Source organism: Emticicia sp. CRIBPO (assembly GCF_009905725.1).
In the GTDB taxonomy this organism is placed as follows: Bacteria; Bacteroidota; Bacteroidia; order Cytophagales; family Spirosomataceae; genus Leadbetterella.
In genome coordinates this window covers 474,626-496,846 of record NZ_JAAAKV010000002.1, presented here as the reverse complement: position 1 = coordinate 496,846, position 22,221 = coordinate 474,626, and the positions used below count along the sequence as shown (strand labels likewise).

At 43.6% G+C, this 22,221-nt stretch carries 17 protein-coding genes; 10 read left to right on the top strand and 7 right to left on the bottom strand.

Annotated features, from left to right (window positions below; all coding sequences use genetic code 11):
- Nucleotides 1–20: 20 nt before the first annotated feature.
- Both GVN16_RS06045 and GVN16_RS06040 read right to left on the bottom strand, forming a co-directional pair.
- Nucleotides 21–911: a hypothetical protein gene (locus GVN16_RS06045; RefSeq protein ID WP_166562949.1), complete on the bottom strand. Its 891-nt coding sequence runs from the start codon at nucleotides 909–911 to the stop codon at nucleotides 21–23.
- Nucleotides 912–917: 6 nt separating this feature from the next.
- On the bottom strand, nucleotides 918–1,244 hold the full coding sequence (locus GVN16_RS06040; protein ID WP_166562948.1) for a nucleotide pyrophosphohydrolase: 327 nt from the start codon (nucleotides 1,242–1,244) through the stop codon (nucleotides 918–920).
- 111 nt (nucleotides 1,245–1,355) lie between these two features.
- On the opposite strand from GVN16_RS06040, the gene GVN16_RS06035 reads away from it, so the two are divergent.
- Together GVN16_RS06035 and GVN16_RS06030 are read left to right on the top strand one after the other, a co-directional pair.
- A complete protein-coding gene (locus GVN16_RS06035) occupies nucleotides 1,356–2,222 on the top strand; it encodes an aldose 1-epimerase family protein (RefSeq protein WP_166562947.1) in 867 nt (288 codons plus the stop codon).
- 218 nt (nucleotides 2,223–2,440) lie between these two features.
- Nucleotides 2,441–3,715: a sterol desaturase family protein gene (locus tag GVN16_RS06030; protein WP_166562946.1), complete on the top strand. Its 1,275-nt coding sequence runs from the start codon at nucleotides 2,441–2,443 to the stop codon at nucleotides 3,713–3,715.
- 209 nt (nucleotides 3,716–3,924) lie between these two features.
- On the opposite strand, the gene GVN16_RS06025 is transcribed toward GVN16_RS06030, so the two are convergent.
- From GVN16_RS06025 to GVN16_RS06015, 3 genes are all read right to left on the bottom strand, one after another.
- Nucleotides 3,925–5,184, bottom strand: coding sequence for an MFS transporter (locus GVN16_RS06025; RefSeq protein WP_166562945.1), 1,260 nt, complete (start codon nucleotides 5,182–5,184; stop codon nucleotides 3,925–3,927).
- 18 nt (nucleotides 5,185–5,202) lie between these two features.
- Entirely contained in the window at nucleotides 5,203–5,847 is a 645-nt protein-coding gene (gene upp / locus GVN16_RS06020; RefSeq protein WP_166562944.1) for a uracil phosphoribosyltransferase, read from the bottom strand.
- A 165-nt stretch (nucleotides 5,848–6,012) separates the two neighbouring features.
- Nucleotides 6,013–7,062 carry a 6-bladed beta-propeller gene (locus GVN16_RS06015; RefSeq protein WP_166562943.1) on the bottom strand — a complete coding sequence of 350 codons (1,050 nt, stop codon included), beginning with the start codon at nucleotides 7,060–7,062 and terminating at the stop codon, nucleotides 6,013–6,015.
- A 226-nt stretch (nucleotides 7,063–7,288) separates the two neighbouring features.
- Between GVN16_RS06015 and GVN16_RS06010 the strand changes: the two genes are divergently transcribed.
- The 3 genes from GVN16_RS06010 (at nucleotide 7,289) to GVN16_RS06000 (ending at nucleotide 11,198) form a co-directional block, all read left to right on the top strand.
- Nucleotides 7,289–8,962 carry an alpha/beta hydrolase-fold protein gene (locus tag GVN16_RS06010; protein ID WP_229244062.1) on the top strand — a complete coding sequence of 558 codons (1,674 nt, stop codon included), beginning with the start codon at nucleotides 7,289–7,291 and terminating at the stop codon, nucleotides 8,960–8,962.
- A 31-nt stretch (nucleotides 8,963–8,993) separates the two neighbouring features.
- Entirely contained in the window at nucleotides 8,994–9,866 is an 873-nt protein-coding gene (locus GVN16_RS06005; protein WP_166562941.1) for an alpha/beta hydrolase, read from the top strand.
- Nucleotides 9,867–9,947: 81 nt separating this feature from the next.
- A complete protein-coding gene (locus GVN16_RS06000; RefSeq protein ID WP_166562940.1) occupies nucleotides 9,948–11,198 on the top strand; it encodes a glutamate-5-semialdehyde dehydrogenase in 1,251 nt (416 codons plus the stop codon).
- Here GVN16_RS06000 and GVN16_RS05995 read toward each other — a convergent pair whose 3' ends face one another.
- Together GVN16_RS05995 and GVN16_RS05990 are read right to left on the bottom strand one after the other, a co-directional pair.
- The gene (locus GVN16_RS05995) at nucleotides 11,199–12,362 is read right to left on the bottom strand and encodes a hypothetical protein (protein ID WP_166562939.1); all 1,164 of its coding nucleotides are present in this window, start codon (nucleotides 12,360–12,362) and stop codon (nucleotides 11,199–11,201) included. It abuts the gene before it with no gap.
- A 96-nt stretch (nucleotides 12,363–12,458) separates the two neighbouring features.
- Nucleotides 12,459–13,580: a hypothetical protein gene (locus GVN16_RS05990; protein ID WP_166562938.1), complete on the bottom strand. Its 1,122-nt coding sequence runs from the start codon at nucleotides 13,578–13,580 to the stop codon at nucleotides 12,459–12,461.
- A gap of 56 nt (nucleotides 13,581–13,636) precedes the next feature.
- Between GVN16_RS05990 and GVN16_RS05985 the strand changes: the two genes are divergently transcribed.
- The 5 genes from GVN16_RS05985 (at nucleotide 13,637) to GVN16_RS05965 (ending at nucleotide 22,105) form a co-directional block, all read left to right on the top strand.
- On the top strand, nucleotides 13,637–14,092 hold the full coding sequence (locus GVN16_RS05985; protein ID WP_166562937.1) for a GreA/GreB family elongation factor: 456 nt from the start codon (nucleotides 13,637–13,639) through the stop codon (nucleotides 14,090–14,092).
- A gap of 153 nt (nucleotides 14,093–14,245) precedes the next feature.
- On the top strand, nucleotides 14,246–16,297 hold the full coding sequence (locus GVN16_RS05980; protein ID WP_166563127.1) for a prolyl oligopeptidase family protein: 2,052 nt from the start codon (nucleotides 14,246–14,248) through the stop codon (nucleotides 16,295–16,297).
- A gap of 222 nt (nucleotides 16,298–16,519) precedes the next feature.
- A complete protein-coding gene (locus GVN16_RS05975; RefSeq protein WP_205748792.1) occupies nucleotides 16,520–17,953 on the top strand; it encodes a DUF1800 family protein in 1,434 nt (477 codons plus the stop codon).
- Nucleotides 17,954–17,974: 21 nt separating this feature from the next.
- Entirely contained in the window at nucleotides 17,975–19,174 is a 1,200-nt protein-coding gene (locus tag GVN16_RS05970) for a DUF1501 domain-containing protein (RefSeq protein ID WP_166562935.1), read from the top strand.
- Nucleotides 19,175–19,471: 297 nt separating this feature from the next.
- On the top strand, nucleotides 19,472–22,105 hold the full coding sequence (locus GVN16_RS05965; protein ID WP_166562934.1) for a valine--tRNA ligase: 2,634 nt from the start codon (nucleotides 19,472–19,474) through the stop codon (nucleotides 22,103–22,105).
- The last annotated feature ends 116 nt before the right edge of the window (nucleotides 22,106–22,221 follow it).

The following is a 22,221-nucleotide window of genomic DNA, read 5'->3' as shown; positions in this document are numbered from 1 at the left end:
ATCAAATGGCGGCCGAAAGTTTACTCAGGGCTTTCTTCAGGTAACTCAATTTTTTGAGGAACTGTTACGGGTTCGGCCTTGAGGAATTCCGCGGCTGCAGCTAACGACCAGGTTTTGAAGAATATCCGGGCAACTATGAAACATTGCTGAAGAATAACCATAATCACTATGGTAACCGTAGAACTCATACCTATCATGGCATCAGAAAAAAGATATATCACTCCTGTAAGCAACAAGCCACCAAGTATTATCCAGAAAAGTAAGATGGTTTTTAAATGACGGAATACATAACTGAAGGCCGAATGAAGGGCAGAAAGCGGACTTAAGTATTGATGTTGGGAGATCAGGTTTTTGGCATACTCGTTGCCCGTCATTATAAAACTGGCCGCAACAGATATGAAGGCTAGTGGTATGATACTCAGATAGACGTAAGTGAGTTCATTGCCATCGGTACTGAAACTAAGAAAAATAAAAAGTAAGAGTACAAACACGAGCGTTGAAAGAAGCAGGTAAGTTAACTGGAGGAAAAATAATCCGGCATATTTTGGAAATAGGGCCAGCGAATTTCCTGAAAATACCTTTAGATTGAATACCTTATCCGCTTTTTGAAGATCTGAGACCAAACCTCCCGAAAAAAATACCTGGACCATCATAAAAGCTAAGCTCAGGATCACAGAGAAAAAGAAAAAAGGCCTGAAGGCCTTGCCGCTTTGTCTCATAAAATCTGAAAAAACAGAGAACTCAAAGTCTGGTACCAACTTGTCGGGTGCCATGGAATGCCCTGCCTGGCTGAGTATCGTGAAATAGAAAGGAACGGCAATCAACAGGGCCAGTATCAATAGCACTGAATAGATAAACAAAACTGCTTTGAGGTTAACAAGTCTGAACGAACTGGTGAGTATCCGGGTCATATGGTTTCAGGCTAACTTGGCGTTGTTTTTATGCCGGTCAAAATCTCTTTCAGTCTTCTTTTGCAGGTTTTTTCTGAAAGCTTCCGTGAGATCAATTCCTGTCTGATTGGCCAGGCAAATCAGCACAAAGAGAACATCAGCCATCTCGTCTCCCAGGTCTTTATTTTTATCAGATTCCTTTTCAGATTGGTCTCCGTATCTTCTGGACATGATCCTGGCTACTTCACCCACTTCTTCTGTCAGGATGGCCATGTTGGTGAGTTCACTGAAATATCTGACCCCAATGGTATTCACCCAGCCGTCCACTGTTTTTTGTGCTTCTTCGATCGTCATTACTTATGATATTAGATTCTTACAAAAATAGAAGAAATTATGAGGTTTTAAATGATGATCTGTTGAAATAAAATGATCTTATCCGCTATTTTTGTTAAAACAGAATTGCAAATGATAAAACTTGAGAATGATATAATTGAGGCGAAAATCAAGCCTTTGGGAGCTGAGCTGGTTTCTTTATTTAAAAAAGAGAACCAGACCGAAATGATGTGGAGTGCCGACCCTGCTTTCTGGGCTAAAACCTCCCCGGTGCTTTTTCCGATAGTCGGAGGGTTAAAGGGAAATGCTTATCATTATGAAGGTAAGTCTTATTCGCTTGGAAGACATGGTTTTGCCCGTGAGAAGGTGTTTGAGGTAGAAGAGCAAACCGGCGAGAGGGTTGTTTTTTTACTGAAAAGTGATGAGACCAGTCTCGAAGTTTATCCTTTCGAATTTGAACTGAGGCTTATTTATGAATTGAATAGTCATAAACTGACGGTTACTTACCAGGTCAGCAATCCTTCGGGTTCTGCCCTGTGGTTTTCTGTCGGAGGCCACCCGGCTTTTAAGGTACCGGTTGCTGCAGGAACCACTTATGAAGATTATTACCTGGCATTTGAAAAGCCGGAGGAGTTTTTAAAGTGGCCGTTGAACGCAGAAGGGTTGACATTGGAAAGTGCTGTCAGTTTTCACGAATCATCCGATAAGCTACCTCTTACAAAATCATTGTTTTATGAAGATGCTCTTGTTTTTAAGGGATTGAAATCAGAATCTATCAGTATTCAATCAGATAAGACGGATGCAAGGCTGAAGTTCAGCTTTAAAGGGTTTCCTTATTTTGGGATCTGGGCGGCAAAAGATGCTGATTTTGTATGTCTGGAGCCCTGGTGCGGCATTGCAGATGCGGCAAATCATAACCAGGAACTGACACAAAAGGAGGGAATAAACCATTTAGCGGCCGGACAAACCTTCCGGCAGTCGTGGGAAGTGGAAATCTGAGCAGTTAGCTGCTTTATTATTAAGACTTTGTGATAGTCTGGTTTTTTACAGAAGACCAGACTATTTTTTGTTTTCTTACGTATTGATAAAATCCTGAATTCTATAAAGAGTCTGGAAAAATATTCTAAAAATTTCAGGAATAAGATTTAGTTAATAATTTTTTTAATTATTTAAAGAATAGCTATCTTTGTGGAGTTGATAGTATGCAAGCATAATAAATGGAGACTTACGCACGGATCTTGTTGGTTGCAATGCCGGTCTTTTTAGGATTGGTGTTGGCTGAGAAATTGTATGGTTACTGGTTCAGGCGTGATCCGTTCAGATCTATGGACACGATCTCAAGTCTGAGTTCCGGTGTCACAAATTCTCTTAAGGATGTTCTTGGACTGAGTTTTACCATTCTTACCTACGGCTGGCTTGTGGATCACATTGCTGTTTTTCATATTAAATCCAATGTTTGGGTAGTTATCATTGCTTTCTTTGCCCTTGATTTTGCGGGATACTGGATTCACAGACTCAGCCATCAAATCAATTTTTTCTGGAATAAACATGCCATCCATCACAGCAGTGAAGAGTTTAACCTGGCTTGTGCCCTCAGACAAAGCATTTCTACTTTCGTTAATATTTTTACTTTCTTCCTGATTCCTGCGGCCTTATTCGGAGTGCCTGCCCAGACCATTGCAATCATTGCACCGCTTCATCTTTTCGCTCAGTTTTGGTATCACACTGTTTACATCGGGAAGATGGGCTTTCTGGAACATATTATTGTTACGCCTTCGCATCACAGGGTGCATCACTCCATTAACCCGGAGTACCTGGATAAGAACCACGGACAGATATTCATTTTCTGGGATAAATGGTTTGGTACTTTTCAGGAAGAACTGGATGACGTTAAGCCCGTTTATGGCATTACCCGCCCCTCAGACACATGGAATCCGATCAAAATTAATTTTCAGCACCTTTTTTTGCTGATTAAGGATGCTTTCCGGACTGAAAGTATCCGTGATAAATTCAGGATATGGTTTATGCCTACCGGATGGAGACCGGCAGATGTCGAAAGTCAGTATCCTGTGAAGAAAATAACAGATTTGTACAACTATCAGAAATATAACCCCGAGTTGTCAAACGGTGCAAAAGCCTGGGCCTGGGTTCAGTTCTTTTTTGTATTGGGACTTGTTGTGCTGTTGTATCTGAATATCGGCATGCTTAAAACTCCCGGCAACTTACCTGCTGTGCTCAGTTTCGGGGCATTTGTATACCTGAGTGTTTACAGTTATACCGAATTTATGGATAAAAACCCCAATGCCTGGAGGTATGAATTCTTCAGAAACGGCCTTGGGATTTACTTGTTTTCATTCTCCGGCATCTGGCAGGAAATGGTGGCCGGCTCTCCTTTGATAAAACCTTCATTGATCATATACTTCATTTTGGCAACTGCTCTGACTTTCTATCTCAGTGAGTTAAACAAACAGCCAAAGCTCAATATTAATTAACCTAAACTAAAAACCCAGAAGGGCCGGAGACGTTTGTTTTCGAGCCCTTTTTTTATTTTTTGGGAGGGAGAAAGGAAGAAGGAGACAATATAACCAAGCAAGCCATTTTTGAAATAGATAAGCAGAGAAAAAGAAACCCCGTCCGTGAAAATCTGGGCTGGTGCCCGGATGACATAGGACGGGGTACAATTTGTATCTACGTTAAAGATTTATTCTTCCAGGTAATCCAGGTCTTTGTTATGGGTTTCCGGTATGGTGAGCGTACTGTAGAAACCGATAAGGTAAGATACAGCGGCCACTATAGCACCGGCATAAATAACGCCCATACCGGGCTTCAGGTAAGTAAACAAAGTCGTCATACCCACCAATGCCCCTCTTACCATATTGGGTACTGTGGTGGCTGCTGTAGCCCTCAGGTTGGTGCCAAACTGTTCCGCTCCCACAGTGACAAACATAGCCCAGTATCCGGTGCCTAAACCAAAGCAGCAAGCCAGGGCATATAGGCCATTGGCTGTTTTGATTCCTCCGAACAGGTAAATAACCACAATGACCAGAGAGAAAGCCATCATATAGAAAATAGCTTTTTTACGGGATTGCAGGGTATGGCTGATGATACCACTTAAAAAGTCTCCCGCAGATATACCAATGTATGCCCACATGATGGTGAGTCCGGGCTCTATTTTTTCAGGAATGCCCAGGGCCTCTCCAAACTGGTTACTCATATAAGCCAGGATTCCGATACAATACCAGGTAGGCAGACCTATGCCTATGCATTTGATGTATTTAATGAAACGCTCTTTGTTGGTAAAGAAGGCGAAGAAATTACCCCTTGATATCTCATGATTTTGGGTAATGCTTTTATACATGCCGGATTCAATAACCCCTACACGCAATAACAACAAGGCAAAGCCCATTCCACCACCGATATAGTAAGCGATGGTCCAGTCACCTGACAACTTTACTGTAAATGTGCCCACCACAGCCCCCAGAAGCCCGATACCGGCCACCAATGAAGTACCTATGGCCCTGAGTCTTTTGGGGAGGACTTCCGAAACCAGTGTGATTCCAGCACCCAATTCACCGGCTAATCCGACACCGGCGATAAATCTCAACCACTTGTAGGCTACTATTTTGTCCATAAACTCAATGTGCGGGATCATTCCGCAGGCGACATTGGCAAGCGAGTAGGTAATGATAGATCCGAATAAAACGGAAAGTCTTCCTTTTTTATCTCCCAGTACCCCCCAGAGCAGTCCGCCGAGCAGGAGACCGATCATCTGGTAATTGAGGATAGCAGTTCCTATGGAATCTACTTGTTCTTTGTTCAGGCCCAGACTTTCGAGGCTGGGGATTCTTACAATACCGAAGAGTTGTAAGTCATAAATATCTACAAAGTATCCCAGGGCTGCTACAATAACAGGCAGGCTGAAGAGGTGTTGCAGATCCGATTTTTCGGTCGTCACATTCATTATAATAGGGTTTATTTTTTAATTTTTAGGGCCAAAAGCAAGATCACCGGCGTCACCAAGACCCGGTACAATATATGATTTTGAATTAAGTTCATCGTCGATGTCTCCTACCCATATCCTGCATTCAGGCATCCTGGCATTGATAAACCTGATACCTCTCTGACTGGCTACGACAGAAACAATGTGTGTTCTGGAAGGAATACCATATCTCAGCATGGCATGATAAGCTTTTTCGATAGATTTGCCGGTGGCCAGCATCGGATCGCAGATGATCAGGGTTTTGCCTTGTATACTCGGGCTGCTGATATAATCCATTTCGATTTCAAAGTGGTCTTTGGTATCATGTAAACCCCTGTAGGCTCCGATGAACCCGTTCTCAGATTTATCGAAAAAATTCAAAAGCCCCTGATGGAGCGGCAAACCCGCCCTCATGATGGTAACCAGAACGGGGTAATCGCCCAATAAAGAAACATCTTTTTTGCCCAGAGGACTCTCTACCGAATTATTTCTGTAGGTGAGGGTCTTTGAAATTTCGTAGGCAAATAATTCACCGAGTCTTTCGAGGTTTTTTCTGAACCTGAAAGCATCCTTCTGAATGTCTTTGTCTCTTAGTTCGGCAAGAAAATGATTGGCAATTGAGTTCGATTCCGATAATACAAACATAGTTTGGGTTTTTTCTCAAAATTAGAAACTAAAAACTTATATAGGTAAAAATAACCAAATTTAATTTGATGGAAATATGATTTAAAGTGCTTGTCCGGAAGTATGCAAAACAACCCCTTAAGCCGCAGGCATAATGAACTCAACTTTTGAACCTGTAAAAATATGTTATGCGATTCTTTCCAGTTTGACAGGGTAGGTCTTTTTAGAAGCCCACTGAGCCACATAAAGATTCTGATCTGAGTCCACACAAACGTCATGCGGATGCATGAATATTTTAGCAGGATCAAGCTTTCTTTGTTCCAGAAGTTTACCATCTGTAAAAGTCGGTTCTGAGGCTCCCGGGCTGGAAACCACTTTGTCGTTTTTATCCAGGATCTGAAGGTATCCTGAGTTTGGATAATCCCCCTGGGTTGATCTGTAGGCTGCACCGTAAAGATAATCCCCTTTAATAACCGGGCGGCAAATGAAAGTGCCGGGTAAAGGGATGGTCGAAAGGTATTTACCGTCAAGGGTGAACCTCTTCCAGCAGTTATCTATTCTTGAGGTAACGATCAAAGTCGGTTTTTGCGGATTCCTGAGGTCCACTACTACACCATGGTTGCACTTGAACTGGCCGTTTTCGTCGCCGTAGCCTCCCCAGTGCCTGATATATTTTCCTTTTGAATCGTATTGTACCACATAGTTGAGTCCATATCCGTCTACGACATAAATATCTCCGTTTAACGGATTAACAGCGGTCTCAGTCGGTTTAAACTGGGTAGGGTAGTCATACTTCCCGGTTTCTTTCGGATACTCTATCTTGAATATTTCTTTTCCTTTTAAATCGGTTTTGATGACCTGGTGCCTGTCTGTATCGCAAATCAACAGAAATTGCTCAGCCCCTTCGTTGAAAAGGGTGAGGCCATGCCCTCCGGGATATGAATTGCCCCATGATTCCAGCAGTTTGCCCGATTTGTCGTAAATCAGGACATTGTTTTTGATTTCATTGGTGAGTAGTATCAAACGTCCTTTGGCATCTTCAACCATCTCATGGCAGTCGTTCACAGGGTTTTTACCGGCGTCAAGTATGCCCCATCCCGGAACAACCCTGTATTTATGAGTGTTGTGACCCATGATAACTTCATCATTTTGCCCGAAGCTCAGATCGGGAAGAAGGCTCAGAGAAGTGGTAATTCCTGTGATTTTGAGGAAATTCCTGCGGTTAAGATAATTCATTTTTTATGAGGGTTGAATATTGGTTGTAAACCGTCAGAACAAGAGCCGGTTATTTACCTGCAAAGTATTATTTTTTTTGAATTTATACAAATCAGAGGGCAGGATGCAGGAACGGCATGATGACCATTATCCTGTCAGGATAAATTGATAAGGATGTTTTCTTTTTGTCCGCGAATAAGTTAATATTGTATTTGCCCGTAATGGTTTTAATCTGTCAATTATGTTTATGAAATGGCTTAAATTTTTGTTGTTTATTTCTTTTGCTTCTGCCGCCCAGGCACAAATGATCAAGTCTGGCCCACAGGTGCTGAGTTTTCATTCTGACGTGGATGATACGGAGCAACCTTACACGTGTTATGTTCCTAAAAACTATAACCCCAAAAAGTCTTATCCTTTTGTGGTGATGCTCCACGGAGCAGGCTCCAATCACAGGCTGGCCATGAGAAGGGTATTTGGGAAGAGTAATTTCGAGGGTGAAAATGATGTGGAAGCGAGTTTGTATTTCCCTGAATGGAAAGACGTGGAATATATTGTGGCCACACCGCTGGCCAGAGGCACCATGGGCTACCAGGGCGTGGCAGAAAAAGATGTCTGGGACATGATTGCCGATGTGAAATCCAGATTTAGCATTGACCCCGATCGCACTTATCTGACAGGCTTGTCAATGGGAGGCGGCGGCACTTTGTGGCTGGGTCTGACAAGGCCTGATTTCTGGGCGGCTATCGCCCCGGTATGTCCTGCCGCACCTGCAGGGGTTGAAAAATATATCGGCAATGCTTTCAATTACCCGGTTCACTTTTTCCAGGGCGGAGCAGACCCGGTGGTTAAGCCGGAAGGAACACGGAAACTGGTGGAGGACTTTAAAAGTGCCGGCTCGCAGGTGGAGTATGTGGAATATCCCGGCGTGTTGCATGACAGCTGGGTAAATGCTTACGACAACGGGAATGTTTTTACCTGGTTCTCGAAATTTAAAAGGAATCCGTATCCTGAGAAAGTGAAGCTTTCGACGGCCATGCACAAGTATAATACGGCTTTCTGGCTTAAAATAGAAGATTTCAAGAAAGGTAATACCGCTAAAATAGAAGCAGGTTTTGAAGGTAAAAATAACCTGGTGATCAAAACAGAAAATGTGGATGCTTTTTCTCTGGACCTTACCAATCACCCTTCTTTCAGTCCGAAGCAAAAAGTAACCATCAATGTTGACGGACAGGTGCTTTCGTTTGCCGAATTGAAGGCCGGTCATGTGATCAGCCGTTCGGGAAGCTCGTGGCAGGTAATTGAAATCGAGACACCCGGCCTGAGGAAAACAAGTGGCTCAGAAGGACCCATGTTTGAAGTAGTTTCTGACCGCCATATTTATGTCTATGGCACTGGTGGAAATCCCGGCAAGGATGAACTGGCCAGGCGGCAGGCTGTGGCTCAGAAAGCCGCTGAATGGTCGTACTCACGTGGTGATTTTTTAGGCAGGGTGATGGTGTTTCCAAGGGTTTTGAGTGATCGCGAAGTAAGACCCAATGACATTGAAAGATCTCACCTGGTTTTGTTTGGTACGGCTAAAACGAATACATTAATTGCGAAGTTTGGTGATCAGCTCCCTATGGAACTCAAGGAAGATAAGCTGGAAACCAATGGGCTGGCTTATGTTTTTCCGATAGGTAAAAAGTATGTACTGGTCAATTCTGGCCTGCCCTGGTGGGAACACAAAGTTCAGAATAATCATCCTTTTGCGGCTTTGAGCAGTCCGCTTCCGGCAGGAAACCTCGCAGCTTTTGGCGACTGGGTCCTTTTTGAGAAAGATAAACCGGAGGCTCTTTCGGCTTCCAGTTTTAACAAAAACTGGAAAATCAGTCCTGAAGATGCGAAAAAGCTTAAAAGTACAGAGGCGGTCATTCTTAAATGATATTCCTGTTACCTTAAAATGATCATTACCCATGAAAAACAGTTCTGTTAAAATCATTGCCCTGTTGCTTTTGTATGCCACGGGTCTCTCTGCCCAGCAGGTTATTGCTTTGTATCCGGGCAAAGCCCCCGGTTCCGAGTCATGGACCTGGGATGAAAAAGAAAACAATAAGAACCTGTTCAATACCAGGGTAGTCTATAATGTATCCAGACCTACGATCACGGCCTATTTGCCGGATCCGGCCAAAGCTACGGGCACAGCCGTCATCATAGCCCCGGGAGGTGGTTTTCATAATCTTTCCATTGACAGTGAAGGCATTGATGTCGCCAAATGGCTGAATGAAAGAGGCATTGCGGCATTTGTTTTAAAATATCGCCTGGTCCATTGTCTTACGAATGATCCAGTGCAGGAGTTTCTTGCCAAAATGAATAGCGGAAGTCTTGACAAGGAAAGTGCCCCGGTTGTTGCACTGGCCATTAATGATGGTCTGCAAGCCATGAAGTATGTCAGGTCACATGCCGGGGAATTTCGACTCAATCCTAAAAAAATCGGATTTATGGGCTTTTCGGCGGGAGGAACGATCACCATGGGTGTTACTTTCGGTTATACTGCAGACAGCCGTCCGGATTTTTCAGCACCGGTTTATGCTTACATGGGTATTCTCACTGAGAAAACGATTCAGAAAGACGCCCCTCCCATATTCATCTGTGCGGCTTCAGATGACCAGTTGGGTTTGGCTACCCATAGTTCCAATCTTTATAATGACTGGATTGCGGCGAAAAAGCCTGCGGAACTTCACATTTATGCGAAAGGCGGACACGGTTTTGGGATGCGAAAACAAAATCTGCCGACCGATCAGTGGATCGAAAGATTCGGCGAGTGGCTGAAGGTACAGGGTTTTTAATGGTCGGTTAAACATTATTTTAACAAAACGGGTAGCATAATCCGGAATGAATCGCCAATTTTGCGGTTTATCAATAATTTTATGGAGAGCATTTTTCCTCTTTTGGAACAAACTTACAAGGCAGCAGCAGAAATCAGGCGATTGAGTGCAGAAGAAAAGACGGTTTTGCTGAGCAATCTTGCTGCAAAAATTGAAGCAAATGTTGAGCTGATCATCAGCGAGAATAAAAAAGACCTGGACCTGATGGATCCGCAAGACTCCAAATACGACCGCTTGCTTTTGGATAAAAAACGTATCCTGGAACTGGCAGATTCTTTAAGGCAGGTGGCTGAACTGGAAGACCCGGCAGGGAAAATCCTGATGGAAAAGAAGCTTCAGAATGGTCTTGCCCTTCAAAAGATCGCGGTGCCTTTAGGGGTAGTGGGTGTTATCTATGAGTCCCGGCCGAATGTAACGGTTGATGTGGCCTCGCTTTGTCTCAGGTCAGGAAACGCCTGTGTGCTTAAAGGTGGAAAAGAAGCTTTGTTTTCCAACGAATGTCTCGTGGGACTGATCCATGAAGTGCTGACAGATTTCGGGATTGCTAAAGAGGTGGTTTTACTTTTGCCTGCAGACAGGAAGTATCTCAACGAAATGCTGACGGCCACCCGTTTTGTAGACATTATTATTCCGCGGGGTTCTGATTCGCTCATCCAGTTTGTCAGGAAAAATTCTCTGATCCCTACCATTGAAACCGGTGCCGGGGTTTGCCATACTTATGTGGAACAATCTGCAGATTTAAAACAAGCTGCGGATATCATTGTTAATGCCAGGGTCTCCAGACCGTCGGTTTGTAATTCACTTGACTGTGCCATTGTGGATGAGGCCGCTTTGACAGGTCTGGTGCCTCTGCTGATTCCTGATTTTGAAAAATGGGGCGTTGAGGTTTACGCAGACGAAGCTTCTTTTGCGGTTTTTGAACAAAACAGTTACCCGAAATTATATAAAGCCGAACCGGAAGATTTCGGCAAAGAATGGCTCGACCAGAAAATTACCTTTAAAACAGTATCCGGACCACAGGATGCCCTTAATCATATCCAGGAGTACTCTTCACGGCACTCAGAAGCTATTATTACAGCAGATCATGATTTAGCTGAATTGTTCCTTTCAGAAGTGGATGCTGCTGCTGTTTATCATAACGTTTCTACGAGGTTTACGGATGGCGGGCAATTTGGCCTGGGTGCTGAAATCGGTATTTCTACACAGAAACTCCATGCCCGCGGACCATTTGCCCTTGAAAAACTTGTCACCGAGAAATGGGTAGTCAGAGGCGAAGGCCAGACGAGGTGGTGATTACAGGACATAATGAAACGTAAGATCAAGTCTGAAAATGGGCATCTGGATTTCGTTTTCATCAGGCACTCTGTATATTTTAGATTTCAGATTCAGGTTCATTTTCTTTTTAAAAACCAGGCCCGTTCCGAGAATAATGCCCTGGGCACCCTCTGATGCTCCGAACAAAAGACGTTGTTGTACTTTTTTTGTGTTCCTGAAGGTTTTGCCGAAATAGAAATTAAAGTGGTTAAGGAATCCCCCGATTTCTTTTTTTGTAAAATTATTCGGAATTAAATTAAAATCCGTTTCAAAAAAAAGGGTTTTGAAAGTGCCCGGGAAGTTTATCCTCAGGCCGACTTCTGCGAGTGGAAAGGGATTGACAGGAATGGATTTATATTCCGACCCAAAGGAAGAAAAAGGAGTCTGATGGACATTCCGGTCAGTAAGGCCTAGTCCGATTACAAAGTTTACCGTAGCCTTTTCGCTTTTCTTTACTTCGATCACCTCACCTGTAAAACACTGGTTATACTTTAAAACATAATTTTTTAATTCGTTTTCGGAATAAGCCGGTACTTTGTCTGACATTTGCGGAGCGTCACTACAAATGCTGCTTAAATGAACTTTGTATTGTTCAGATTTGATCATGTAAAGCCGGCTATCATTCCTTTTTTGCATCAGGTAGGAGTAAGATTCCAGTTCAGTAACAACTCCGTCTTTCTCTAAAAAGAATCTCTCTTTTTCATATTTATCAACCATCTGAAAAAGCGATGCCTGCTTTCCTAAAATTAAAACTTTAGCAAAGAAACCTGTTTCTTCTATCTCTGAAAACGGGCTTTCTCCATACCATATAAAACCCTTTGTACCAGTAATGTGCCTGAGCTTATAATTCAGACTTCGGTAGTCTACCTTTATATTTTCTGTGTTGATACCAAAACCTGCTATTATGTCGGTGCTGAGGTCTTTTACTTCTCCTGATTTCGGATCTTTTACCCTGACCTGATTTGGAGAGATAATCCAGTAGTTAAAAAAGATATCGGCCTTGACTGTGTCTTTGTTTAAGGTCAGATAATAGCCCGGGGTGTACTCATAGGCCTTCTGACCATAAGAATTATCGGAAGTAATGAGTGCACATAGGAATATAAAAGCCGTTAGGACTTTTAGGAGAGGTTTATTTTCAGGCATAGGGACGTATATGTGTTCAAAAATATGTTTTCTTACTTACATATGCAATTTTTGAATAAGTTTTATTCGTTAATCGACCTTTAAAAATGAGTTTGATCACTTACCGATCGCATATTTGAGCACCCCGCTCAAAGTGCCTTTGATAGGGTACACACCATATTTAATGTCCAGGATGATTTTCTTTTTGTAGGCGAGTCCACTGCCTATGAATATGTTTTTCCCTTCCGTGATTCCTGTGGCATAGCCCAGCTGTATGTTGTTTTTACTTTTTAAAAATCCACCATAAGTCAGATTGATGCCCCTCACGGCAGACTTCTCTTTGATGACTAAAACCATCACATTATAATCAATTTCAACGTAGTTGTTTCTGAAATTATAAGGGAAGTTGATCCTGACTCCGAATTCTATCCTTGGCAGGTAGTTCGTGTGGCCAAACTTAAGTATGCCGGAGCCTGTATTTGAAAGGTATTCAAATGTCTTTTCGTAACCAAGACCTGCAATGAAGTTCAAAGTAGACTTTTCTGTTTTCTGGACTTCCACGACATTTCCTAAAAAGCAGCGGTTGTATTCCAGTATATAGTCTTTCAGTGATTGCTCATTATACTTGGCCGTTTTGTTTTTCATTTTGGGAGCGTCGCTGCAGAGCGATTCTAACTGTGACTTGTAGTTGTCGTACACAAACTGAAACGTCTGACCGCCAGAGCCTTTCTTTTGGGTTAGGTAAGTGAAATACTCAAGCTCAGTGTTGAATCCGTTTTTGCCGAATATAAATCTTTCCTTTTCAAATTTATCTACCATGCGGAAAAGAGACCCATGTTCACCGATGATCAGGTTTTTGGCAAAAAAAGAAGTTTCTCCGATTTCACTATAAGGAGATTTGCCGAAGTCAACCACTTCATCGGGATACTGAATGTATTTGATCCCCATTCTGACAGGGGTGAAGTCGACTTTCAGTGTTTTTGTTTTGATTCCAAACCCCAGCACATCATCCGTGGTCAGGGTTTTCTGCTCGCCGGGCGTCTTTACTTTGATCTGCGAGGGCGAAATGACCCAATCTTCAAAATAGATATCAGCTTTGATCGTATCTTTGCTGAGGGTAATGTAATAACCGCTGACAAACTCTGCTTTGATCTGGGCCTGACACAGCTGCGGGACAATAGAAAATAGAAGGATGAGTAATCCGTAACCGGATAACTGCTTTTGTATTTTTTCACTCATTATTAATAAATTTAGCCAGTATACGTGCAAAAACTTTGCCAAACCCTTAAATCCTAATGGAATTATTTTTTAAAGAAAAACTGAAGGAATTCATCTTCGAACACCTTGATAACAGGATACTTGCCTCTGAAAAAGCGGTAAAGGCCGCACAGGATTCGGCCAATGGGGAATCGAAAAGTTCGGCAGGCGACAAGTACGAAACCGGAAGGGCCATGGCTCAGAACGACCGGGATATGTATGCCATGCAACTGCATCAGGCCAAAGGAGAACGAAATATGCTTGAGAAAATCAGATTTGAAGAAGAAACAAAAATCATCAGACCCGGAGCCCTGACGGAGACCTCCATGGGTTGGTTTATGATTGCCATCAGCATCGGCGTTGCTACCATTGATCAGCAAAAGATCATGATCATCTCTCCGCAGTCGCCTATCGGGGAGGTATTGATGGGCAAAAGTGAAGGAGACAGCTTCAGTTTCAGGGACAAAACCTTTAAAATAATTTCTGTCAGCTAGTGTTGTGTTAATCCTGTTTTCAGTTTTGATAATTTCCTTTTAGATTTACAAAAACTTAATCATCAATAAATTTAAATTATGAAAACTATTCTCAGGAGGAATCTTAGCCGGCTCGCTGCCGTTGTTCTTTTTTTAAGCATTTCATTCAATATAATGGCCCAGTACAAATATCCTCAAACCAGGAAAATTGACCATACAGACGATTACAACGGTACAAAAATCTCAGACCCTTATCGCTGGCTTGAAGACGACCGTTCTGCGGAAACTGCTGAATGGGTCAAAGAACAAAATAAAGTCACCTTTGATTACCTTTCCCAGATTCCTTACCGCAAGCAGTTCCAGGAAAGGCTCGAAAAAATCTTCAATTATCCCAAATACTCTGCTCCTTTCAGAAAAGGAGAGTGGTTTTACTTCTCGAAAAATGACGGTTTGCAGAACCAGTCGGTGTTGTATCGTCAGAAAGGCCTGAAAGCCGCACCGGAGCTGGTGATTGATCCTAATAAATTATCTGCCGACGGCACTACGCGTCTGATGAACTTTTCTATTTCCAAAGACGGGAAATACGCAGCCTATGCCTTATCCAAGGGTGGCTCCGACTGGATGGATGTTTTTATTATGAATATTGATACCAAAGAAACCCTTGCGGACAAACTGGAATGGGTAAAAATATCAGGCCTGGCCTGGCAGAAGGGAGGATTTTATTACAGCCGTTATCCGAAACCTGAAGGCTCGGCCCTGGCTGCCAAAAATGAAAACCACCAGGTATTTTATCACCAGGTCGGTACTTCACAGGACAAAGATGAACTGATCTATGAGGACAAAGCCAATCCGCAGCGTTTTCATACAGTAAGTACTACAGAAGATGAGAAATTTGCCTTGCTATACATCAGCGACCGTGGTAAGGGTAAAGACGGAAACGCCCTGTTTTACCGTAAGGAAGGTTCGAAGACGTTCGTTCCGGTGGTAGAAGAAATCACAGACTTCTCTTACGGAGTGGTGGAGAATACAGACCAAACCTTTATTATCCAGACCAGCAAGGGTGCTCCCAATGAAAAAGTGGAGACATATGATCTGACGGCCAAAACCTGGAAAAACCTGATTCCTGAGAAAAAAGAACCGCTTCAGGGTGTCAGCAGTGCGGGTGGAAAACTGATTCTGACCTATCTGAAAGACGTCACAACCAGGGCCTATGTTTATTCATTGGCAGGTAAGCTGGAAAATGAAATCCAGTTACCGGGCCTGGGAACAGCCGGAGGTTTCGGGGGCGAAAAAGAAGATACTTTTGTATTTTACACGTTTACCTCGTTCACTTATCCGCCGACGATCTTCACCTATGAATTTAAGACTAAGAAAAGTGATGTATTCAGAAATCCGGAGGTAGATTTCAAGGCTTCAGATTTTGAGACCAAGCAGGTGTTTTATACCAGTAAAGACGGCACCAAAGTGCCGATGTTTATCGTCTATAAAAAAGGATTGAAGCTGGACGGACAAAATCCGACCATTCTGTATGGCTACGGTGGATTCAACATCAGCCTTAACCCGTCATTCAGCCCGTTGCTGATCCCGTTCCTGGAGCAGGGTGGCGTATATGCCTCGGCCAACCTCAGGGGAGGAAGCGAATATGGCGAAAGCTGGCACGAACAAGGCATGAAACTTAAAAAGCAGAATGTTTTTGATGACTTCATTGCTGCCGGAGAATACCTGGTGGCCAATAAATATTGTGATAATCAGCATCTGGCCCTTCGCGGGGGTTCTAATGGTGGCCTTTTAGTAGGTGCGGTAGTCAACCAGAGACCAGACCTGGCCAAGGTAGCCATTCCACAGGTAGGAGTGATGGACATGCTTCGTTTTCATAAGTTCACCATCGGCTGGAACTGGATCGCAGATTACGGCTCGGCTGATAATGCGGAAGAGTTCAAAGTCTTAAGGGCTTATTCACCCCTTCACAATATCAAAACAGGTGTTAATTATCCGGCTACACTGATCACTACGGCTGACCATGACGACCGTGTGGTGCCTGCCCACTCGTTTAAATATGCAGCTGAGCTGCAGGAAAAAGCAGCGGCATCCTCTAAGAACCCTTTGCTGATCAGGGTCGATGTCAATTCAGGGCACGGAGCCTCCAACACCAAAAAGAACATCGAAATGACCTCAGATATTTATTCCTTTATTTTCTGGAATATGGGCGTGAAACCTAAGTTTTGAGGATTCTGATAAGATTTTTAAGAAGCCGGTGCAATGTGATTGTGCCGGCTTCGTTGTGAAGTGCCATAGGGATATGGCTGTTTTGGATTTATTGACATAATAACTGCTTTGAGTTTAAAAACCTTTCAGATCATTGGGGCAGAACCCGATTGTTTACTGAAATCACGATGGCTCTCTTAAACCATTTCGTCAGAATGGTGTCCAATGTTAAATATAAATGCCATGGATAACTTGATAGCTGTAAAACACCTCTTCAGTCGTGCCGGTTTCGGGATTCCTTACGATCAGCTGATCAAACTACGTAAGAAGAAAGTATCCGGGACCGTTGATTTCTTATTCGAAGAAGCCCGGAAGGTTGAAGAAATAACCTTGTTTTCATATCAGCAGATAAAAAAGCAGTATGAAGACAGTGCATTACTAAATGGTAAAAGAGAACTGACAGAAGAGGAAAAAGAACTGAAGAAATCTTTTGTGAAAGTAAGAAACCATCAAAGCACATTTTTAAATACATTTTACATGCAAAAGATGATGAATGCATCATCCTCTCTGCGTGACAAAATGACCCTTTTATGGCAAGGCCATTTTGCCTGCCGGTCTGACAACCCCTATTTTGCACAACAATTATATAACCTGATGCATCGGAACGCATTGGGTGATTTCCGGACTCTTCTGATAGAGGTATCCAAATCTCCGGCGATGCTGCAGTATCTCAATAATCAGCAAAATCGAAAAGGAAAACCCAACGAGAACTTTGCCCGTGAACTGATGGAGCTTTTTACCTTAGGGCAAGGCAAATACACTGAAAAAGATATCAAAGAATCGGCTCGTGCCTTTACCGGCTGGACTTATAACAAAGACTGGGCATTTGAATTTAACCCCAAATTCCATGACGAAGGAGAAAAGACCTTTTTCGGGAAAACGGGTAACTTTGATGGAGAGGCCATCATTGATATCCTCCTGGAGAAAAAGGAAACGGCCCTTTTTATTGCTTCCAAAGTCTTTCTGTTTTTTGTCAGTGATACTCCTCATGATGGCCATATCAAAGAACTTGCGGAGGTGCTTTATAAAAACAAGTACAACATCTCGGCCATGATGAAAGCCCTGTTTAAGTCAGACTGGTTTTATGATCCCGCTTATGTGGGCTCCAAAATCAAATCGCCGGTTGAATTACTTGTGGGCCTCAGCAGGGGATTCTTTGTGAAGTATGAAGATCCACTGGTCCTTATTCAATTCCAGAGCAGCATGGGACAATATCTGTTCAATCCTCCCAACGTAGCCGGCTGGCCGGGCGGGAAAAACTGGATCGACAGCTCTTCTCTGATGTACAGATTAAAACTTCCGGCAACTATCCTGAATAACGGGGTCATTGATTTCAGTGGAAAGGCCGATCCTGAAGACGAGGCCGCCATTGCGATGAGTAAATCAGGCACAGATATGGCTAACCAAATGGTGAAACCCAAGTCAAAGGTCAAAACGGTTGTAAACTGGGCTAAGTTTTCCGGTACTTTTCCTCAAAATTTCAAGCCTATGGATATGGCGGCCTTCCTGCTTCAGCCTCAACTAACCCCTAAAATCACCCAAATGATTTCAGATAATAAGGGCCTGAGGAGTACCGCCATTGAAATTGCCAGTATGCCTGAATATCAGCTTTGTTAATACACTTAACCAAAGATTAAAATGAAACGGAGAGACTTTTTAAAAAACTCGGCCTTTGCAGCAGCAGGAACTTTCCTTATTCCGGCGTTTATCAAACCCGTTGAAGCCATGGGGATGGAGGATATCGCTTCATTTAAAAACCTGGTGATCATCCAGCTTTCCGGGGGTAATGACGGGCTCAATACCATCGTACCTTATGGCAATGATATCTACTATCAGAAACGTAAAAATATAGCCTTAAAAGCTGAAGAGGTGATCAAGCTGAATGACATGCAGGGCCTGAATCCCAACATGTCGGCTTTGAGAGAAATTTATGACCAGGGCTGGATGGGTATCATCAATGATGTGGGTTATCCCAATCCCGACCGGTCCCACTTCCGCTCGATGGACATCTGGCAAAGCGGGAGTGACAGCAACCAGTTTTTGTCTACCGGATGGATCGGCCGCTACCTCGACAGCAACTGCCAGACCTGCAGTGACCCTTATCATGCCATCGAGGTGGATGACAAACTGTCACTCGCGTTGAAAGGAGTGAATAAAAAAGGTCTGGCAGTTAAAGACCCTGCCCGGCTTTACAACAATACCAGGGATCCCTTTTTTAAGAATATCCTGAACCAGGAGAAAGATTTGATGGGAGAAGATAACCTGGGCTATCTGTATAAGACGATGATCGAAACTTCTTCTTCTGCTGACTACATTCAGAACACGTCCAAAATTTACACTTCGCAGACGGAGTACCCCAAGTCAGGTTTCGCCAATCAATTGAAAACGGTTGCTAAATTTATCTGTTCAGGACTCAGGACCCGGGTTTATTACGTTTCCCTGAGTGGTTTTGATACCCACGCCAACCAGGTGGCACAACAGGGAAACCTGTTGAAACAATACAGTGAGGGCATGAGTACTTTTCTCAAAGATCTCAAACTTAATGACAAGCTTGACGATACACTGGTCTTTACTTTTTCTGAATTCGGCCGACGGGTAGAACAAAACGCCAGCAAAGGCACTGATCACGGCACCGCTAATAATGTACATATCTTTGGAGGAAAGTTGAAAAAGAGCGGTATTTATAATCATGCTCCAGACCTCGCCAATCTTGATTCAGGAGATCTGAAATACCAGGTCGACTTTCGCCAGGTTTACAGCACCCTTCTGGAGAAATGGCTCAAGGTTAAAGACCAGCACATTCTGAATAAAAGTTTTGAGGCCCTTGATTTTATTTAAAAATTGGGGAAAATATAAATCGAGTCCTTAGCGTTTATCCCGAATTTTGCGGTTACACGCAATTACCTTCATTTTCCTGGATTATAAACTGAGATCTGAAGAGAGCGATCTTGGCATCCTTCCGGTCATTATTTTGTTGTGCCGGCTTTTTTAATATTCTACCCCGGGTTTCAACCCGGGGCTGTGCACATTTTCTCCATGCCATAATAATGCTTCCTTACATTTTTACTATTTTTGCACCTTGTTTCATCTGATAAAAAGAACTTATTGCCAAAAGCCGCAAGCCAACACTTAATAATGGAAATTTCAAAGACATACTCTCCCAAAGAAATTGAAGACAAATGGTATCAATACTGGACGGAAAACAAGTTTTTCAGTTCTAAACCGAATCCGGATAAAGAGCCATATACCATCGTCATTCCACCGCCGAATGTCACAGGGGTGCTTCATATGGGACATATGCTTAACAATACCATACAGGATGTGTTGATCCGCAAGGCCAGGATGGAAGGAAAGGAAGCCTGCTGGGTTCCGGGTACCGACCATGCGTCTATTGCCACGGAAGCCAAAGTAGTGGCTATGCTCAAGGAAAAAGGCATTAATAAAGCAGACCTGAGCCGCGAGGAATTTTTGAAGTACTGCTGGGAATGGACAGAGAAATACGGCGGGATCATCCTTTCACAGCTGCGTAAACTCGGAGCTTCCTGCGACTGGGACCGTACCCGCTTCACCATGGAAGAAAGTCTTTATGATGCGGTGATCGAGGTTTTTGTTGACCTGCATAACAAAGGTGAAATATACAGAGGTTACAGGATGGTCAACTGGGACCCGCAGGCCAAAACCACCGTTTCTGACGAAGAAGTAATTGCCAAAGAAATCCAGCAAAAGCTGGTATATATCCGTTATGATGGAGACGAAGGTTCCGTCACGATCGCTACGGTGCGTCCAGAGACCATCATGGCTGATGCGGCCATTTGTGTGAATCCGGCTGACCCGAGATACCAGCACCTGATCGGTAAAAAAGTGAGAATTCCGCTGATTGACAGGGAAATTCCGATCATTGCCGATGAATATGTAGAGATAGAATTTGGTACAGGCGGTTTGAAAGTAACTCCCGCCCATGACCAGAACGACTTTGCCCTGGGTGAAAAACACGGCCTGGAAGTCATTGACATCCTGAATGAAGATGGTACCCTGAACGAGAAAGCCAGGATACTGGTAGGGGAGGACCGTTTCATTGCCCGTAAGAAAATTATCAAACTCCTGGACGAAGCCGGCCACCTGGTGAAATCAGAAGATTATAAATCGAACGTAGGTACTTCTGAGCGTACCGGTGCCGTCATAGAGCCTCGGATCTCGTTGCAATGGTTCATGAAAATGAAACGCATGGCCGAGCCTGCCCATCAGAACGTGATGGATGACACCATCAGATTGATTCCACCGAAGTTTAAAAATACTTATAATCACTGGATGGAGAACGTCCGTGACTGGTGTATCAGCCGCCAGTTGTGGTGGGGACACCGCATTCCGGCTTATTATATGGAAGACGGCCGTTGTATCGTGGCCAAGTCTAAAAAAGAAGCCCTCAAGATCGCCAGGGAGAAATACCAGCTTTTTGCCTTAAGTGAGCAGGATTTGCACCAGGATGAGGACGTTCTGGACACCTGGTTCAGCTCATGGCTGTGGCCTATTTCGGTTTTTGACGGCTTCAAAGACCCTGAAAACGAAGACATCAAATATTATTATCCGACCAATGATCTTGTAACCGCCCCCGAAATCCTGTTTTTCTGGGTAGCCAGGATGATCATCGCCGGGTATGAGTACAAAGGCACTTATCCGTTTAAAAATATCTACCTGACCGGGATCGTCAGAGACAAGCAGGGAAGGAAAATGTCCAAATCCCTGGGTAATTCCCCTGACCCGCTCGATCTGATCGAAAAATACGGGGCAGACGGCGTAAGAACCGGCATGTTGTTCAGCTCTCCGGCCGGGAACGACCTGCCGTTTGACGAAAAACTCGTAGAACAAGGCCGTAATTTCAGCAACAAGATATGGAATGCCTTCAGGCTGGTAAAAGGCTGGGAGATTTCTTCAGAAGAAACCCAGTCAGGGGGCAATGCTTCGGCTATCCGGTGGTTCAGGGCCAGGTTAAACACTACGGTAGCGGAGGTGCTCGATCACTACGACAAATACCGTATGTCTGATGCTTTGCTGAGTACCTATAACCTGATCTGGAACGATTTCTGTTCCCAGTACCTGGAAATGGTGAAGCCCGCTTATGTGGATGGTAAAAGCCTGCCGATTGATCAGCAGACGTACGATACCACACTTGCTTTCTTTGACGAGCTGATGCGTCTGGTACATCCGTGGATGCCATTTATCACTGAAGAAATCTGGCACAGCATTCAGCCGAGAGGCGAGAAGGCCAGTATTTGTGTGGAAGCATTTCCAATGGGCGGCGATATTGATAAAGAGATACTGGCAGATTTTGATATTTTATCTGAACTGATCTCCTGGATCAGAAATACCCGTAACAGCAAACAGATTTCTCCCAAAGAAGCCCTGCCGCTGAGCATCAAGGCAGAAACACCTTCCAGGTATGATCACCTGGTGGCTTTGATCAAAAAACTGGGGAATATCACTGAAATTACTTTTGTGACGGAGGCCGTAAAAGGTCAGAGTCTGGTCATCAAGGCGGACGAATTCGGTCTTGACCTGGGAGGTAACCTGGACGTGGAATCAGAAAAAGAAAGCCTTCAGAAAGAACTCGAATACATCATAGGTTTCAAAAAGTCTGTGGAGGCTAAACTCTCCAACGAACGTTTCGTAGCCAATGCCAAAGGTGACATCGTCCAACGTGAAAAAGACAAGCTGGCCGATGCAGATTCCAAGATAAAGGTTCTGGAAGAAGCGATCAGGAAACTGGGTTGATTTTTATAAGAGATTAAAGTATGGATAGGGTTTAATATTTATCCTATTCCATGCTTTTAAAATGTGCATTTTTTTCGAAATTGAAGGTGTAAGTAATAGCACCAAACAACTTTTAA